Origin of the sequence: Metapseudomonas otitidis (assembly GCF_011397855.1) — a bacterium.
GTDB lineage: Bacteria > Pseudomonadota > Gammaproteobacteria > Pseudomonadales > Pseudomonadaceae > Metapseudomonas > Metapseudomonas otitidis.
The window spans coordinates 5,784,419-5,801,235 of the sequence record NZ_AP022642.1 but is presented as its reverse complement, the minus strand read 5'-3'; the positions used below and the strand labels follow the sequence as shown (position 1 = coordinate 5,801,235).

Here is a 16,817-nt window from a genome sequence, read left to right as displayed (position 1 = left end):
CGCTCTATTCTGGACGAAGCGACAACGCAGTCATGTCCGCCCCTTGTAGACCGATCAGTCCACCCTCATATTGGGGCGACTGTCCACTGGGACCCACAGGATTCCAAATTGAGCGACCTTCTCTCCCGCCGCCTGGCGCTGCTTGGCGAGCGAGCCAACCTGTCCCTGCTGACCCAGTGCCTGCACGGCATCGAGCGTGAATGCCTGCGCGTCGACCCGCGTGGCCAGCTGGCCCTGACCGACCACCCGGTGGCCCTGGGCTCGGCCCTGACCCACGGGCAGATCACCACCGACTACTCCGAGTCGCTGCTCGAATTCATCACCCCCACCGAGCACGACCCCGCCGCCACCCTCGATGACCTCGACCGCATCCACCGCTTCACCTACCAGAAGCTGGACGGCGAATACCTGTGGAGCGCCTCCATGCCCGGCCGCCTGCCGAGCGAGGAGGCCATCCCCATCGCCCACTACGGCACCTCGCCCATCGGCCGGCTGAAGTACGTCTACCGGCGTGGCCTGGCGGTGCGCTATGGCAAGACCATGCAGTGCATCGCCGGCATCCACTACAACTTCTCCCTGCCCGAGGCGTTGTGGCCGCTGCTCAAGGCGGCCGAGGGCGATACCCAGAGCGAGCGCGACTACCAGTCGGCGCGCTACATCGCCATGATCCGCAACTTCCGCCGCTACAGCTGGCTGCTGATGTACCTGTTCGGTGCCGCCCCGGCGCTGGACGAGAACTTCCTGCGCGGCCGTCCCCACGACCTCGACCGCCTCGACGCCGACACCCTCTACCTGCCCTGGGCCACCAGCCTGCGCATGAGCGACCTGGGCTACCAGAACAACGCCCAGGCCGGCCTGACGCCCTGCTACAACAGCCTCGACAGCTACCTGTCGAGCCTGCGCCAGGCCGTTTCCACGCCGTACCCGCCCTATGCCGAGATCGGCACCAAGCAGAACGGCGAGTGGGTGCAGCTGAACACCAACGTCATCCAGATCGAGAACGAGTACTACTCCTCGATCCGCCCCAAGCGCGTCACCTACACCGGCGAACGCCCGATCCAGGCCCTGATGGCCCGTGGCGTGCAGTACGTCGAAGTGCGCTGCCTGGACATCAACCCCTTCCTGCCGCTGGGCATCGACCTCACCGAGTCGCGCTTCCTCGACGCCTTCCTGCTCTACTGCGCCCTGGCCGACAGCCCGCCGATGGCCGGCGACGAGTGCCGCGCCTGCACCGACAACTTCCAGCGGGTGGTCAAGGAAGGCCGCCGTCCGGGCCTGCGCCTGCAGCGCCCTGACGGCGAGATCGGCCTGGTGGAGTGGGCCGGCGAACTGCTGGACCGCATCGCCCAGACCGCCGCGCTGCTGGACCGCGCCCAGGGCGGCGAGGCCCACGCCCAGGCCCTGGCCGAACAGCGTCGCAAGGTCGAGGACCCGTCCCTGACGCCGTCGGCCCAGGTACTGGCGGAGCTGCGCGAGCGGGGCGAGAGCTTCAGCCAGTTCGCCCTGCGCCAGAGCGAGGCCCATGCCCGCGCGTTCCGCGAGCGCCCGCTGGACGCTGCCGACGTGGAGCGCTTCGAGGCCATGGCCCGCTCGTCGCTGGAGGAGCAGGCACGCCTGGAGGCCGAGCCCGAGGGGGACTTCGACACCTTCGTCGCCGCCTACCAGGCCAGCATCCTCGGGCTGCTGAGCAACTGAGGCAAACGGAGCGAGCGCCGCGTCACAAAACCGACAAGCTGGGGCTCCAGGTGGGACAAGTGGCCATCCATGCCGGAAAGCCGACGGCTAGCATGGTGCCTGAACCCTTCTGCGAGCCTGCGTCATGGCGCCGCCCGATCACGATCAAGAGCCCGCTCCGCCGCTGTGGAGCCTGGAAGACCTGAACAAGGCCTACCAGCAGGGCTACATGGCCGGTCTCACCGGCCAGCCCATCGACCCGCAACCCTACGCGGCGGACGTCCTCGCAGCGGCCTGGGAGGCCGGCTGGGACGACGGCCATGACCAGTACGAACTGCAGCGCCCGCCGCGCATCGCCTGAGTCACTCCTCGAACGCCGCGTCCAGCGGCACCCGGTAGCCGATGGCCAGCCGGTTGGTCTCGTTGGCCATCGCCACCACCGCCTGCAGCTCGCCGAACATCGCCTCGCTCATGCCCGCCTTGCGCGCCGCCGCCGTGTGCGAGCCCACGCAGTAGCCGCAGTTGTTGGTCACGCTCACCGCGATGTAGATCAGCTCCCTGGACAGCGGGTCCAGCTCGCCGTCCGTCACCATCACCTCCTTCAGGCTTTCCCAGGTACGGCGCAGGGTCTGCGGGTGCCGGGCGAGGGCCTTCCAGAAGTTGTTCACCTGGTCCACCTGGCGGGTGGCCATGATGTCGTCGTAGACCGCACGGACTTCAGGCGAGGCATTTGCATATTCGATCAAGTGCTTAGAAGACATGGTGTTTCTCCTTTTAGGTTATTAGGCAACGCAGTATAGGCAGCCGCCCGTATCGTCATACCACCCAGGAGCATGGTCATGTCGAAACACCGTCTGGGCCGTCTGGCCCTCACCCTTCCCCTGTTGCTGCCGTTGCTGGCCCAGGCCGCCCAACCCGGGCTCTGGGACACCTACGCCACGCTGAAGAGCAAGACCTGGGTCGACCTGACCCACCCCTACGACGAACAGGTCCCGCACTGGAAGGGCTTCGACAACGCCCAGCGCAAGACCCTCTACACCGTCGACAAGGACGGCTTCCAGGTGGACCTCTACACCCACGTCGGCCAATGGGGCACCCACGTCGACCCGCCCGTGCACTTCCACAAGGGCCTGCGCAGCATCGACCAGATCGACGTGAAGGAGCAGTTGCTGCCCCTGGTGGTGCTGGACATCCACCAGCAGGTGGCGAAGAACCCCGACTACGTGCTGACCCTGGCCGACGTGAAGGCCTGGGAGGCCAAGCACGGCCCGGTGCCCGAAGGCGCCTTCGTCGCCCTGCGCAGCGACTGGTCCAAGCGCTGGCCGAGCCAGGAGAAGATCCAGAACGCCGACGCCCAGGGCGTGGCCCACTACCCCGGCTGGAGCAAGGAGGCCCTGGTGTACCTCTACGAGACGCGCAAGATCACCGCCTCCGGCCACGAGACCACCGACACCGACCCGGGCATCGCCACCAGCAAGGACGACTACTCCCTGGAGTCCTACATCCTCGGCAAGGACCACTACCAGATCGAGCTGCTCGCCAACCTCGACCAGGTGCCCGAGGCCGGCGCCCTGGCCGTGGTCAGCTTCCCGAAGATAGCCCGTGGCACCGGCTTCCCCGCCCGCGTCTTCGCCATCCTGCCCTGACCCGCACCCCACCCGGCCCGGCCGTTCAGGCCTGGCCGACCCCCATCAACTGCTCCACCAGCCAGCCCAGCGCCGCGTCGGAGTCGCGCTGGGCCAGGCTCACCAGGTCCAGGTGGAACGGCCCCAGGGCGAAGGGCAGGGGGTGCACCGCGAGCGGCAGCAACCGCGCGAAGTGCGCCGCCAGCCGCGCCGGCAGCACCACCGTGAGGTCGGTGCCGGCCACGATGTGGGCCGCCTGCAGGTAGTTCGGCGTGGTGTAGACGATGTCCCGCGCCAGGCCCTGTTCCCCCAGCCACTGGTCCACCATGCCTTTGGTCTGGCCCCCATGCACCCACAGGTGGCGTAGCCTCAGGAAGGTCGCCAGGTCCGGCGTCTGTTGCAGCTGCGGGTGATCGCGACGGGCCACGAGGCGCAGGCTCTCGCTCATCCAGCGCCGTGCCCGGAAGCGCGCCGGAATGCGCTCGAAGCGCCCCAGCACCAGGTCCAGCTCGCCCTGGTCCAGCGCCTCGGCCGGCAGGCTCGGGGTCAGGTGGCGGATGGCGATGCGCAGCCCCGGCGCCTCCAGGGCCAGCTGCTGCAGCAGCCGGGGCATGGCGATCAGCTCCACGTAGTCGGTCACCGCGATGGTGAAGCGCTGCTGGCTGCGCGCCGGGTCGAAGCCCTCGCCGGTCACCAGGCTCTGCTCGATCTGGCGCAGCGCCGAGCGGATCGGCATCTCCAGTGCCAGGGCCCGTGCCGTGGGCTGCATGCCACGGCCCACGCGGGTCAGCAGCGGGTCGCCGAGCAGTTCCCGCAGGCGGTTCAGGGCATTGCTCACCGCCGGCTGGCTCAGCGCCAGGCGTTCCGCCGCGCGGGACACGCTGCGTTCGCGCAGCAGGGCATCGAGCACCCGCAGCAGGTTCAGGTCGAAGTTGGAAATATTCACGACGGGAATGCGGCCTATCACAAGACTAAATTTCAAAAATAGTACCGGCTTCCTTACTGTGTTCCACGGCTTTCACGCTCCCCACCCCCAGAACAACAAGAGGACGAGGCAATGACCCGCACCCCCTACGACATCCAGCACGCCGCCGTGATCGGCGCCGGCACCATGGGCCGCGGCATCGTCATGAGCCTGGCCAGCGCCGGCATTCCCGTGCGCTGGCTGGACAGCAACCCGCAGATGCTCGAGCAGGGACTGGGCGTGGTGGCCGACACCTACGCCCACAACGTGCGCCAGGGCCGCATCGACGAAGCCGAGGCCGCCGCCCGCCGCGCGCGCATCCAGCCGGTGCAGGGCTACGCCGACCTGGCCGAGGTGGACCTGGTGATCGAAGCGGTCTACGAGAACCTCGACCTCAAGCAGCAGATCTTCCGCGAGCTGGACGCCCGGCTGAAGCCCTCGGCCATCCTCGCCAGCAACACCTCGGCACTGGACATCGATGCCATCGCCGCCGTCACCGCCCGTCCCGAGCAGGTCCTCGGCCTGCACTTCTTCAGCCCGGCGCACATCATGAAGCTGCTGGAGATCGTGCGCGGCGCCAGGACCGCCCAGCCGGTGCTGGACGCGGCCCTGGACCTGGGCAAACGCATGGGCAAGGTCAGCGTCGTCGCCGGCAACTGCGACGGCTTCATCGGCAACCGCATGCTCCACACCTACGTCCGCGAGGCGCGGATGATGCTGCTGGAAGGTGCCTTCCCCCACCAGGTGGACGCCGCCCTGCAGGCCTTCGGCTTCGCCATGGGCCCGTTCCGCATGTACGACGTGGTCGGCATCGACCTCGAATGGCGCGCCCGCGAGCTGTCCGGCAAGGGCCAGGATGACCCGGCGGTGCAGGTGGACAACCGCCTCTGCGCCCTTGGCCGCTTCGGCCAGAAGTCACGCATGGGCTACTACCGCTACGCCGAAGGCAGCCGCCAGGCCGAGCATGACCCGGAAGTGGACGCCCTGGTGCTGGCCGTCTCCGAGCAGCTCGGCTTCCAGCGCCGGGCCATCGGCCAGGAGGAAATCCTCGAGCGCTGCCTGCTGGCCCTGGTCAACGAAGGCGCGAAGATCCTCGAAGAGGGCATCGCCGCCTCCAGCGCCGACATCGACACCGTCTACCTCAACGGCTACGGCTTCCCTGCCGACAAGGGCGGCCCCATGAGCTGGGCCGACGGTCAGGGCCTGGAGGCCCTGCGCGAGCGCCTGGAATACCTCGCCGGCCGCCACGGCCTGCACTGGCAACCCGCCGCCCTGATCCAGCGTCTGGCCGCCGAAGGCCGGGGCTTCGCCGACTACCGCCTGGAGGCCTGAAATGAGCTACACCGCCCCCCTGCGCGACATGCGCTTCGTGCTCCATGAACTGTTCGACGCCGCCGGCCACTGCGAACGGCTGGGCAATGGCCTGGACCGCGAGCTGATCGACGGCGTGCTGGAAGAAGGCGCGCGCTACACCGGCGAAGTCATCGCCCCGCTCAACCGCGCCAGCGACGAAGAGGGCGTGACCCTCGAAAGCGGCGCCGTCACCACCCCCACGGGCTTCCGCGAGGCCTACCAGCAGTACTGCGACAACGGCTGGGCCAGCATGACCGGCCCGGTGGAGCACGGCGGCCAGGGCTTCCCGCAGCTGGTGGCCGCCAACTTCCACGAGATGCTGATGGCCGCCAGCCTGTCCTTCCGCGTCTATTCCGGCCTTACCGAAGGCGCGGTGCTGGCGCTGCACACACACGGCAGCGAGGCCCTCAAGCGCGACTACCTGGGCAAGATGGTCAGCGGCGTGTGGACCGGCACCATGTGCCTCACCGAGCCCCAGGCCGGCACCGACCTGGCCCTGCTGCGCACCCGCGCCGAGCCCCGGGCCGACGGCAGCTACGCGGTCAGCGGCAGCAAGATCTTCATCAGCGGTGGCGAGCAGGACTTCTCCGAGAACATCGTCCACCTGGTGCTGGCGCGCCTGCCCGATGCCCCCGCCGGGGTGAAGGGCATCTCGCTGCTGCTGGTGCCCAAGTTCATCGCCAACCCCGACGGCACCCCGGGGGCGCGCAACGCCCTGTCCTGCGGGGCCATCGAGCACAAGATGGGCATCAAGGGCGCCGCCACCTGCGTGATGAACTTCGACGGCGCCACCGGCTGGCTGGTGGGCGAGGCCAACCAGGGCCTGGCCTGCATGTTCACCATGATGAACGACGCCCGTTTCCAGGTCGGCCTGCAGGGCCTGGGCATCGCCGAACGCGCCTTCCAGGGCGCGCTGGCCTATGCCCGCGAGCGCCTGCAATCCCGCGCGCTGACCGGCCCGGCCGAGCCGGGCAAGGCGGCCGACCCGATCATCGTGCACCCCGATGTGCGGCGCATGCTGCTGACGCAGAAGACCCTCACCGAAGGCAGCCGCATGCTGGCCGCCTACTGCGCGCGCCAGCTGGACCTGGAACACGCCGCCCCGGACGCCGACGTGCGCCGCGCCGCCAGCCGTCGGGCCGCGCTGCTGATCCCCATCGTCAAGGCCTTCCTCACCGACATGGGCCAGGAGGTCGCCAGCCTCGGCGTGCAGGTCTACGGCGGCCACGGCTACATCCGCGAGTGGGGCATGGAGCAGCTGATGCGCGACAGCCGCATCACCCAGATCTACGAAGGCACCAACGGCATCCAGGCCCTCGACCTGATCCGCCGCAAGCTGATGGGCGACGGCGGTGCCGAACTGTTCGCACTGGTGGACGAACTCACCGCCCAGGCCGACGCCCTGCTGGGCGATGCCGAGCTGGCCGAAGCGGCGGGCGCCGTGCTGGCGCGCCTGCACGAATGGCGCGACCTCACCGCCACGGTGCTCGACCGCGCCCGGCACGACCCCCAGGAGATCGGCGCCTGCTCGGTGGACTACCTTCAGTACGCCGCCTACGTGCTGCTCGCCGCGCTCTGGTTGCAGGCCGCCGGCCGTGCCCGCCAGGCCCTGGCCGGCGGCACCGGCGAGGCCGACTTCTACCAGGCCAAGCTGCACAGCGCGCGCTTCTACCTGCGCCGCGTGCTGCCACGGGCCAGCGGCCACCGCGAGGCGCTGCTCGGCGGCGCCGACTGCCTGATGGCGTTGCCGGAGGCGCACTTCGCCTTCTGAGCCCGGGCCACACAACAACAAGAGGACGCCCCATGCAGCCCTTCAGCTTTGCCACCACCGCGCAGATCCTCTGCGAATCCGGCTCCGCCACCCGCCTCGCCGAGCTGTGCCGCGAACGCGAGGCCCGACGCGTACTGGTCGTCACCGACCCGGGCATCACCCGCCTGGGCATGCTCGACCCGATCCTCCCGGGCTTCGCCGCCGCCGGCCTGGCGGTGGAGGTGTTCGACCAGGTGCAGGCGGATCCGCCGGAGGCGGTGGTGCTGCAGGCGGTGGACCAGGCGAAGGCCCTGCGCGCCGAACTGGTGATCGGCTTCGGTGGCGGCAGCTCTATGGACGTGGCCAAGCTGGTGGCGCTGCTGGCCCACCCGGCGTGCGGGCAGGAGCTTCAGGACCTCTACGGCGTCGGCAACGCCCGGGGCCGGCGCCTGCCGTTGATCCAGGTGCCGACCACCGCCGGCACCGGCTCGGAAGTCACCCCCATCGCCATCGTCACCACCGGTGAGACCACCAAGCTGGGCGTAGTGTCGCCCCTGCTCCTGCCCGACCTGGCGCTGCTGGACGCCGACCTCACCCTCGGCCTGCCCGCTGCCGTCACCGCCGCCACCGGCATCGACGCCATGGTCCACGCCATCGAGGCCTACACCAGCCGCCACAAGAAGAACCCGCTGTCCGACCTGCTCGCCCGCGAGGCCCTGCGCCTGCTCTGCGCCCACCTCGACGAGGCGGTACACAACGGCCGCAACCGCGAAGCGCGCCAGGCCATGCTGCTGGGCGCCTGCCTGGCCGGGCAGGCCTTCGCCAATGCCCCGGTGGCGGCGGTGCACGCCCTGGCCTATCCCCTGGGCGGGCACTACCACATCCCCCACGGGCTCTCGAATGCGCTGGTGCTGCCCCACGTGCTGGGCTTCAACGCCGAGGTGGCCGCGCCGCTCTACGCCGAACTGGCGCCGCTGGTGCTGGGCCGCAAGCTGCAACCGGGCAACGTGCTGCACCTCACCGAGCAACTCATCGTCGAGCTGGCCGATTGCAGCGAGCGCAGCGGCCTGCCCACGCGCCTGCGCGATGCCGGCGTGGCCGAGGCGATGCTGGCGCAGCTGGCGAAGGACGCCATGTTGCAACAGCGCCTGCTGGTGAATAATCCGCGCGATGTCAGCGAGCGCGATGCGCTGGCGATCTACCAAGCCGCCTATTGAGACGACGCGTCATGAACCAGCCCCAGCACCTGCGCAGCGACTACCGCCACTTCCAGCCGATCACCACCCGCTGGCACGACAACGACGTGTATGGCCACGTGAACAACGTCGTCTACTACGGCTTCTTCGACACGGCGGTGAACACCTACCTGATCGAAGTGGGCGGTTTGGACATCCACGATGGCGACGTCGTCGGCTTCGTGGTCAGCTCCGCCTGCGACTACTTCGCCTCCATCGCCTTCCCCGAGCGCATCGAGGTGGGCCTGCGGGTCGGCAAGCTGGGCAACAGCTCGGTGCAGTACGAACTGGCCATCTTCAAGGCCGGCGAAGACGACGCCTGCGCCGCCGGCCGCTTCGTCCATGTCTTCGTCGACCGAGCCAGCAACCGCCCGGTGCCGATCCCCGAGCGCCTGCGCGCGGCCCTGGCGGAGCTGGTGGTGGCGGGCTGATCGTGGTGCCGGCAGGACCCTTCCCGGGCTGAAGCCCGGGCTACGGCTCTTGCCTTTGCCGGCGGGTTTTTCACCAGATCGACCCTAAACAGCCGGAATGGCGACATCCTGCGGGGTGCGCCGACCGGTCGCTCTACCCTAAAGCGCCGCAAGCACGCAGAATGCGCAGCCAAATCCGCTGCGCTTCCAGACTGCAGGGCGACAAGACCCTGCGGCCCGTGGGATTTTTTCCCGTGAAGGCCGGGGGAGCGCAGGGGGGTCCATTGGTACGGTCGCTGCGGCGGCCCCTGTCTGTGAACCTGCCATGTCCCAAGCCAACCGCTCCATCCTCCAGCGTCTGAAGGGCACCAGCCTGGTCACGCGCATCCTCGTCGGGCTGGTGGCCGGCGTTCTCCTGGCGGTGCTCAAGCCCGAGGCGGCTGCGGCCGTCGGCCTGCTCGGCACCCTGTTCGTCACCGCCCTGAAGGCCGTTGCGCCGGTGCTGGTGTTCGTCCTGGTGATCGCCGCCATCGGTAACCACAAGCCCGGTGAGCGCACCCACATCCGCCCGATCCTGTTCCTCTACCTGATCGGCACCTTCTCCGCCGCCGTGGTGGCGGTGCTGGCCTCCAGCCTGTTCCCCTCGACCCTGCACCTGAGCGCCGCCGCCAACGAGCTGGCCCCGCCCGGGAACATCTCCGAGGTGTTGCTGAGCCTGCTCTCCAGCGCGGTGGCCAACCCGGTCAAGGCGCTGATGGAGGCCAACTTCATCGGCATCCTGGTCTGGGCCGTGGGCCTGGGCATCGCCATCCGCCAGGGCAGCGAGACCACCCGCGCGGTGTTCAGCGACCTGTCCCACGGCGTGTCGCTGATCGTCCGCGTGGTGATCGCCTTCGCTCCGCTGGGCATCTTCGGCCTGGTGGCCTCGACCCTGGCGACCAACGGCCTGAAGGTGCTGGCGGACTACGCCCACCTGCTGGCGGTGCTGATCGGCTGCATGCTGTTCGTGGCCTTCGTGGTGAACCCGCTGATCGTCTACTGGAAGATCCGCCGCAACCCCTTCCCGCTGGTGCTGACCTGCCTGCGCGAGAGCGGCATCACCGCCTTCTTCACCCGCAGCTCGGCGGCCAACATCCCGGTGAACCTGCAACTGTCGGAGAAGCTCGGCCTGCATGAGGACACCTACTCGGTATCGATCCCCCTGGGCGCGACCATCAACATGGCCGGCGCGGCCATCACCATCACCGTGCTGACCCTGGCGGCGGTGAAGACCCTGGGCATCGCCGTGGACATCCCCACCGCCATCCTGCTCAGCGTGGTGGCCTCCGTCTGCGCCTGCGGCGCCTCGGGCGTGGCCGGTGGTTCGCTGCTGCTGATCCCGCTGGCGTGCAGCCTGTTCGGCATCCCCAGCGAAGTGGCGATGCAGGTGGTGGCCGTGGGCTTCATCATCGGCATCCTGCAGGACGCCGCCGAGACCGCGCTGAACTCCTCCACCGACGTGCTGTTCACCGCCGCGGCCTGCATGGCCAACGGTGACGTGCGCGACCCGGCTCAGGTCGGCAACGCCGGCTGATCCCCTCCGGCACGCCCGCGCTCAGGGCGTGCCGTCTTTCCCGTCCGCCGTCGGCGGGTCCAGCCAGAGGCTGGCATCCGTCGCCGGCAGGCCGCTGTCCAGTTCGATGATCCGCCGCTCGCCGAGCCGTGCCAGGTCACCCAGGTGTCCGTAGTGGCGCAGGAACAGCGCGCGGAAGCTGCCGTCCTCCCGCACCTGTTCGAAGCCCTCGGCAAAGCGCCGGGCCAGCTCGGCATCGCCCCGGTTGAAGGCGAAGTACACCGGCATGGCGTAGCGCAGGGCCAGATGCGGCTCGACCATCAGGTCCGGGTGCCCCTGCACCTCCATCCAGGCCTCGCTCAGGGCGCGGTGGAAGTAGTCGAAGCGGCGCTGTTCCAGCATCGGCAGCAGGTTGCCGGGGTTGGCCATGCCCAGCACCGGCAGGTGGTTGCGCTCGAAGATCGGGAAGTCGCTCCACTGGCTGCCGAAGCCGCCGATGCGCTGGCGCAGGCCTTCCACGTCCTGGACCTGGGCGAAGTCGGCCTGGCGGTCGCGGCGGATGATCAGCACCCGGTAGCCGAGCATGCCGGCGTGCATGTCCACCGGCAGCATGTCCAGGGTGCCCAGGCGCTCGGCATTGGGCGGTACGTAGGCGAGGTCCACCTGGCCTTCGCGCAGCAGCGCCAGGCAGCGGTCCTGGGACGGATCGGGGCGCTCATCCCCGGGGGCGATGCGGGCGGCACCGTAGCGGTCGGCGGTGCGCGCGAGGATCAGGTTGGCCAGCTCGATGCGGTAGGCGTAGTTCGCCCCGTGGTATTGGCAGACGCGCAGCAGGCGTTCCGCTCGGGCGGGCAGGGCAGGCAGCAGCAACAGGCAGCACAGCAGGATCAGGGTGTGGCGGACAGGACCCATGACGGTTCCACGGCAGTCGGCGAACAGGCACCAGCACAATAAGGGTGCAAGGTTACAGGCTTCCCGGCGTTTCACCCAAACGGGGTTGAGCCGCTCGTCCCCCAGCGCTATGCTCGCCCGCGGTCGGCAGTTCACCCAGGCGTCACCGGTGCCCATTCGGGCAGCTAAACCTGCCACGAGCCTCAGGCTCATCCTCGACCGACACTCGTCCTGTGCCGCGTCGGAAGCCGGTGACCCCCGACATCCTCCCTGCGAGGACTTGGCACACACGAGGAACGCATTGTGTCCAAGACGCTCATTCCCTTCTCCACCCCCGACCTGTCCGCCCTGGCCCGATCGCTGGTCCGCCAGCTTGGCGAGCGCGAGGGGCCGCCCAGCCATGTGGACATGCTCAACCTGCTGGCCCGTGCCCGTGGCTTTCGCAGTTACCAGGCCCTGCGCGCGAGCCAGGTCGCCGAGCGCCAATTGGCCGAACCCGTCCGCGCCGAGGCGGTGGACTACGTGCTGGTGCGCCGGTTGCTGCGCTATTTCGACGAGCAGGGCCGCCTGCGTAGCTGGCCGGGCAAGCACAGCCACCGGCGACCCTGCCTGTCGGCGATCTGGATGGCCTTGCCGCCGCGCACGCGGATGAGCGAGCGCGAGGTGGACGCTCATATCCGCACTGCCGCGAGCCTGGGCGATCACGTGCTGCTGAGGCGCGAACTGGTGGATGCGGGCTGGCTGGTGCGGACCCCCGACGGGCGCGAGTACCGCCGTGTCGAGCAGCGGCCGGACGCCGTGGCGATGGCCCTGCGGGCGCAGCTGGGCCGGCGTACCGGCTAGGGCGACGGGTTGCCGTTCCTGGGGGCGGCGTGCCATGCGCCGGCCCTTGGCAGGTCTTCTACCTGCAACCGTGGCCACTGGCGCAGCCAGCCTTTTGCCTGCACGCGCTCGGCGAAGGTGTGCGGGTGGCGATGCCGCAGGTTGGGGGTCAACCGCAACGCAAGCAGGCCGGTCTGGACGAAGGGCGTGGCGATCTCGATGCCGCCGCCGGGGCGCAGGCGCACGCCGATGGCGGTTTCCACTTCGGGCCAGCGGGCCATGGCGTCGCAGCTGTCGCGGTAGGGGGCGTCGCCGTTGCGCAGGTGCATGCGTGCCTGGTTCTTCACCGACCAGCGCAGGTGCCCGGCCTGTTGGTGCAGGTGCGCCTCGATGCGGGCGTCGGTTTCGGCGTCGGGCTGGTCGGGGTCGAAGTGGATCAGGTCGATGTCGTTGAGCGGGGTGGGATGGCGGTAGCCGTGCAACTGGTCCCAGGCGAGGTTGCGGACGAAGCCGGCGGCCAGCCAGGCGTCCTTCAGGCCGAGGCTGGCCAGGCAGCGCAGGGCCAGCAGGCGCTGGGCGTCGGCCCGTATCCAGCGCTGCAGGTGCAGGTAGGTGCCGGCCCGGGTCAGGGCCGGCGGTTGCGGTCGATCATCCGCGGTCAATGGTGGTGCCTGTGCTTGCGCGGGCCCCAGCCACGGCCGGGGTGGTGGCGCTCGCCGCGATGGCGGCCGTCGCGCCAGCCTTCGTCCTGGCGGCTTTCATTGCCCATGTAGTTGCCCAGCGCGCCGCCGGCACCACCGCCTGCTGCGGCCCCCACCACCGAGCCGGTGTCGCCGCCGACCTGGCGGCCGAGCACGTTGCCGCCGGCAGCGCCCAGGGCGCCGCCGATGGCGGCTTCGGTACGGTTGCGGCGGTCAGCCCCCACCACGCTGCCGGCCGCGCCGCCGACGCCGGCGCCAATGGCCGAGCCGGTGTTGCCGCCGATGGACTGGCCGACGACCGAGCCCAGTGCCCCGCCCAGTGCACCCCCGACGCCCGCCTCCAGAGTGCCGCCGGCGAAGGCGCCGCCACTGGCGAGGCAGAGGGAGAGGAGAAGGACCGAGGATTGCTTCATGGAGGTGACGCCTCTGTAGGGAACGTGGGGCGATATGTGCCACGGCGAAGCGGCATGCGGAAGCCCTTGCCGACGAGTTGCGCGGCTTTTTTCACATTCCCTAAGTATTTGTTTTTGCGGGAGAACTTGCGGTGTCTGGCGCTGTCTGAGGCTTATTCCGACACACCGTTTCCGGTGCATCCATGCTGGCACCGCGACAGCGCCGCCGGGGTTTCCGGCGACGCCGTCGGCGCCTCACAGGATGCGGTTGCCTTCCCGGCTCGGTTGCAGGCGGATGGCCACGAACTTGGAGGTGGGGGTGTGGCTGCCCACGCCGTGGCTGTCCAGCGGCACCAGCGGGTTGGTCTCCGGGTAGTAGGCGGCGGCCTGCCCGGCGGGGATGTCGAAGGCCAGCAGGGTGAAGCCTTCCACCTTGCGCTCCACGCCGTCGTCCCACAGCGACACCATGTCCACTTTCTGCCCCGGCTGGAAACCCAGGCGGTCGATGTCGGCTGCGTTGGCGAACACCACGTGGCGCTGGCCACGCACGCCCCGGTAGCGGTCGTCGAGGCCGTAGATGGTGGTGTTGTACTGGTCGTGGGAACGCAGGGTCTGCAGGATCAGGTCCGGCTGCTGGCCGGTGGCGCGCACGCGCTCGTGCAGCAGGGTGGCCGGCAGGGCGTGGGCCTTGAAGTTGGCCTTGCCGGTGGCGGTCTTCCAGGTGCGGTCCGCTGCGGAGTTGCCGAGGTGGAAGCCGCCCGGGTGCTTCACCCGCTGGTTGAAGTCGTGGAAGCCGGGGATGGTTTCGGCGATCAGGTCGCGGATGCGGTCGTAGTTGGCCACCAGCGCGTCCCACTCCACCGGGTGGTCGCCCAGGGTGGCCTTGGCGATACCGGCGACGATGGACGGCTCCGAGCGCATCTGCTTCGACAGCGGGGCCAGTTGGCCGTAGGAAGCGTGGATCATGCTGAAGGAGTCCTCCACCGTCACCGCCTGCGGGCCGTGGGCCTGCTCGTCGATGTCGGTGCGGCCCAGGCACGGCAGGATCAGCGCGTCGTGGCCGGTGGTGAGGTGGCTGCGGTTGAGCTTGGTGCTGATCTGCACGGTGAGGTCGCAGTTCATCAGCGCCTGGTGGGTGCGCGGGCTGTCCGGGGTGGCCTGGGCGAAGTTGCCGCCGAGGCCGATGAAGACCTTGGCACGGCCTTCGAGCATGGCGTTGATGGCTTCCACGGTGTTGTGGCCGTTCTCCCGCGGGACCTTGAAGCGGAAGCGCTGCTCGATGGCGTCCAGCAGGGCCACCGGCGGGCGGTCATTGATGCCCATGGTGCGGTCGCCCTGCACGTTGCTGTGGCCGCGCACCGGGCACAGGCCGGCGCCGGGGCGGCCGATGTTGCCGCGCAGCAGTTGCAGGTTGACCAGTTCCTGCAGGGTCGGCACCGAGTGGTGGTGCTGGGTGAGGCCCATGGCCCAGCAGACGATGACGCGGTCGGCGCGGCGGTACATCAGCGCCGCCTGCTCGATCTCGGCCTTGGCGAGGCCGGACTGCGCCTCGATGTGGGCCCAATCGGTGGCGTCCAGCTCGGCCAGGTAGGCGTCGAGGCCGTCGGTGTGCTCGGCGATGAAGGCGTGGTCGAACACCGCCGGCTCGCCCTTGGCCTGGGCTTCGCGCTCCCACTGCAGGAGGAACTTGGCGATGCCGCGGATGGCGGCCATGTCGCCGCCCAAGGCCGGGCGGAAGAAGGCGGTGTTCAGCGGGGCGGAGCCGTTGGTGAGCATCTCCAGGGCGTGCTGGGGATGCTGGAAGCGTTCCAGGCCGCGCTCCTTGAGCGGGTTGAAGCAGACCACCTGGGCACCACGCTTCACCGCTTCGCGCAGCGGTTCGAGCATGCGCGGGTGGTTGGTGCCGGGGTTCTGGCCGAACACGAAGATGGCGTCGGCATGCTCGAAGTCACCGAAGGTCACGGTGCCCTTGCCGATGCCGACGCTCTGGCCGAGGGCGACGCCGCTGGCCTCGTGGCACATGTTCGAGCAGTCGGGGAAATTGTTGGTGCCGTAGGCGCGGACGAACAGCTGGTAGAGGAACGCTGCTTCGTTGCTGGCCCGGCCGGATGTGTAGAACTCGGCCTGGTTCGGGTCGGGCAGGCGCTTGAGGTGGCTGGCGACGAGGGCGAAGGCGGCGTCCCAGTCGATGGGCACGTAGTGGTCGCTGTCGCGGTCGTAGCGCATCGGCTCGGTGAGGCGGCCCTGGTATTCGAGCCAGTAGTCGCTCTGCTCGCGCAGCTGGCTGACGCTGTAGCGGGCGAAGAAGGCGCGGTCCACGCGGCGCTTGGTGGCTTCCCAGTTCACGGCCTTGGCGCCGTTCTCACAGAACTTCACGCGGCCGTCTTCGGGGGAGTCGCCCCAGGCGCAGCCGGGGCAGTCAAAGCCGCCATTCTGGTTGGTCTTGAGCAGGGCGCGCAGGTTCTTGAACGGCTGTTTGCTGTCCAGCCAGAAGCGCGTGACGCTCTTCAGCGCGCCCCAGCCGGCGGCGGCGCCACGGTAGGGTTTGTAGCGGGGTTGCACGGGTTGCAGGCTCATTGCGGGGTGTCGTTCTCGTGGCGCGGCGCCGGGCTGTAGACCCGGGGTGCGCTGTGGTGGGGCAGGTGGATGAGATTGAGGCGGTGGCGGCGGGCCCATTGCACGGTCAGTGCGGTGGGCGCGGACAGGCTGACCAGGGTGGACAGCCCGGCACGCACGGCCTTGTGGATCAGTTCCAGGCTGCAGCGGCTGGTGACCACGGCGAAGCCGGCACGTGGGTCCTGCTCGCTTTGCAGCAGGGCGCCGATCAGCTTGTCGAGGGCGTTGTGGCGGCCGATGTCTTCACGGCAGAGGGCCAGGGTGCCGTTGCTGTCGACGAACAGGGCGGCGTGCAGGGCGCCGCTGCGCCGGGCCAGGTCCTGCTGGTCGGCGATGCGCTGGCGCAGGTCGGCGAGGTGTTCCAGGGGCGGTAGCGGGCTGCGGGCGAGCACGTCGAGGTTGGGCAGCGCCTGCTCCAGGGCCTCGACGCCGCACAGGCCGCAGCCGGTGTTGCCGGCCAGTTGGCGGCGCTGGTCCTTGAGGGCCCAGAAGGCGCGGCTGGCGATCTCCACCTCGGCGCGCAGGGCTTCGCCGGCGCCGCTGACCTGGATGTCGTAGAGGTCGTCGAGGCTGCCGATGATGCCGGCGCTGAGGCTGAAGCCGACGACGAAGTCCTCGATGTTGCGCGGCGAGACCATCATCACGGCGTGGCTGATGCCGTTGTAGGCGATGGCCAGGGCGCTTTCCTCGGCCAGGGCGGCCTCGCCGGGCTGTGCGCTGCCACCCAGTTCGACGTACTGGTAATCGGTGGGCGGTGGCGGTGGCTCGACGGCGCTGAACGGACGGCGGGAGGCGCGACGGGGCATGGCGGGGTCTCCCCTGCGGCGGATTG

Annotated in this window: 16 protein-coding genes; 9 read left to right on the top strand and 7 right to left on the bottom strand. The window is 69.5% G+C overall.

Going from position 1 to position 16,817, the window contains the following annotated elements:
• Nucleotides 1-108: 108 nt before the first annotated feature.
• Together gshA and rmf are read left to right on the top strand one after the other, a co-directional pair.
• Nucleotides 109-1,695, top strand: a complete 1,587-nt coding sequence (gene gshA / locus PotMrB4_RS26845; protein WP_044405312.1) for a glutamate--cysteine ligase — start codon at nt 109-111, stop codon at nt 1,693-1,695.
• Between the two features lie 124 nt (nt 1,696-1,819).
• Nucleotides 1,820-2,035 carry a ribosome modulation factor gene (gene rmf / locus PotMrB4_RS26840; RefSeq protein WP_044405314.1) on the top strand — a complete coding sequence of 72 codons (216 nt, stop codon included), beginning with the start codon at nt 1,820-1,822 and terminating at the stop codon, nt 2,033-2,035.
• A gap of 1 nt (nt 2,036) precedes the next feature.
• Here rmf and PotMrB4_RS26835 read toward each other — a convergent pair whose 3' ends face one another.
• Complete coding sequence (locus PotMrB4_RS26835; RefSeq protein WP_172434911.1) at nt 2,037-2,435, bottom strand: carboxymuconolactone decarboxylase family protein; 399 nt, start codon at nt 2,433-2,435, stop codon at nt 2,037-2,039.
• A 78-nt stretch (nt 2,436-2,513) separates the two neighbouring features.
• Between PotMrB4_RS26835 and PotMrB4_RS26830 the strand changes: the two genes are divergently transcribed.
• A complete protein-coding gene (locus tag PotMrB4_RS26830; RefSeq protein ID WP_197939501.1) occupies nt 2,514-3,320 on the top strand; it encodes a cyclase family protein in 807 nt (268 codons plus the stop codon).
• A gap of 25 nt (nt 3,321-3,345) precedes the next feature.
• On the opposite strand, the gene PotMrB4_RS26825 is transcribed toward PotMrB4_RS26830, so the two are convergent.
• On the bottom strand, nt 3,346-4,245 hold the full coding sequence (locus PotMrB4_RS26825; RefSeq protein ID WP_172434909.1) for a LysR family transcriptional regulator: 900 nt from the start codon (nt 4,243-4,245) through the stop codon (nt 3,346-3,348).
• Nucleotides 4,246-4,356: 111 nt separating this feature from the next.
• Here PotMrB4_RS26825 and PotMrB4_RS26820 point away from each other — a divergent pair, with 111 nt between their 5' ends.
• The 5 genes from PotMrB4_RS26820 (at nt 4,357) to sstT (ending at nt 10,584) form a co-directional block, all read left to right on the top strand.
• On the top strand, nt 4,357-5,595 hold the full coding sequence (locus tag PotMrB4_RS26820) for a 3-hydroxyacyl-CoA dehydrogenase (RefSeq protein ID WP_107331302.1): 1,239 nt from the start codon (nt 4,357-4,359) through the stop codon (nt 5,593-5,595).
• A gap of 1 nt (nt 5,596) precedes the next feature.
• Nucleotides 5,597-7,387 carry an acyl-CoA dehydrogenase C-terminal domain-containing protein gene (locus tag PotMrB4_RS26815; protein WP_172434908.1) on the top strand — a complete coding sequence of 597 codons (1,791 nt, stop codon included), beginning with the start codon at nt 5,597-5,599 and terminating at the stop codon, nt 7,385-7,387.
• 32 nt (nt 7,388-7,419) lie between these two features.
• Complete coding sequence (locus tag PotMrB4_RS26810) at nt 7,420-8,583, top strand: iron-containing alcohol dehydrogenase (protein ID WP_172434907.1); 1,164 nt, start codon at nt 7,420-7,422, stop codon at nt 8,581-8,583.
• An 11-nt stretch (nt 8,584-8,594) separates the two neighbouring features.
• Nucleotides 8,595-9,032 (top strand): acyl-CoA thioesterase, encoded by a 438-nt coding sequence (locus PotMrB4_RS26805; RefSeq protein ID WP_160480222.1) that lies wholly within the window; start codon nt 8,595-8,597, stop codon nt 9,030-9,032.
• 304 nt (nt 9,033-9,336) lie between these two features.
• Nucleotides 9,337-10,584 carry a serine/threonine transporter SstT gene (gene sstT, locus PotMrB4_RS26800; protein ID WP_044405325.1) on the top strand — a complete coding sequence of 416 codons (1,248 nt, stop codon included), beginning with the start codon at nt 9,337-9,339 and terminating at the stop codon, nt 10,582-10,584.
• Between the two features lie 21 nt (nt 10,585-10,605).
• Here sstT and PotMrB4_RS26795 read toward each other — a convergent pair whose 3' ends face one another.
• Nucleotides 10,606-11,475, bottom strand: a complete 870-nt coding sequence (locus tag PotMrB4_RS26795; RefSeq protein WP_172434906.1) for a substrate-binding periplasmic protein — start codon at nt 11,473-11,475, stop codon at nt 10,606-10,608.
• Between the two features lie 282 nt (nt 11,476-11,757).
• Between PotMrB4_RS26795 and PotMrB4_RS26790 the strand changes: the two genes are divergently transcribed.
• Nucleotides 11,758-12,297, top strand: a complete 540-nt coding sequence (locus tag PotMrB4_RS26790; RefSeq protein ID WP_172434905.1) for a DUF2087 domain-containing protein — start codon at nt 11,758-11,760, stop codon at nt 12,295-12,297.
• Here PotMrB4_RS26790 and PotMrB4_RS26785 read toward each other — a convergent pair.
• The 4 genes from PotMrB4_RS26785 to fdhD all read right to left on the bottom strand — a co-directional run bounded on the left by PotMrB4_RS26785 (nt 12,294) and on the right by fdhD (nt 16,791).
• Nucleotides 12,294-12,938 (bottom strand): nucleotidyltransferase family protein, encoded by a 645-nt coding sequence (locus PotMrB4_RS26785; protein ID WP_232060774.1) that lies wholly within the window; start codon nt 12,936-12,938, stop codon nt 12,294-12,296. The two genes, PotMrB4_RS26790 and PotMrB4_RS26785, sit on opposite strands and share 4 nt — an antisense overlap.
• Nucleotides 12,935-13,390 carry a glycine zipper domain-containing protein gene (locus tag PotMrB4_RS26780; protein ID WP_044405328.1) on the bottom strand — a complete coding sequence of 152 codons (456 nt, stop codon included), beginning with the start codon at nt 13,388-13,390 and terminating at the stop codon, nt 12,935-12,937. Before PotMrB4_RS26780 ends, PotMrB4_RS26785 begins: the two co-directional genes overlap by 4 nt.
• A 234-nt stretch (nt 13,391-13,624) precedes the next feature.
• Nucleotides 13,625-15,946: an FdhF/YdeP family oxidoreductase gene (locus PotMrB4_RS26775; RefSeq protein ID WP_172434904.1), complete on the bottom strand. Its 2,322-nt coding sequence runs from the start codon at nt 15,944-15,946 to the stop codon at nt 13,625-13,627.
• The gene (fdhD, locus tag PotMrB4_RS26770; RefSeq protein ID WP_172434903.1) at nt 15,943-16,791 is read right to left on the bottom strand and encodes a formate dehydrogenase accessory sulfurtransferase FdhD; all 849 of its coding nucleotides are present in this window, start codon (nt 16,789-16,791) and stop codon (nt 15,943-15,945) included. Before fdhD ends, PotMrB4_RS26775 begins: the two co-directional genes overlap by 4 nt.
• Nucleotides 16,792-16,817: the final 26 nt, after the last annotated feature.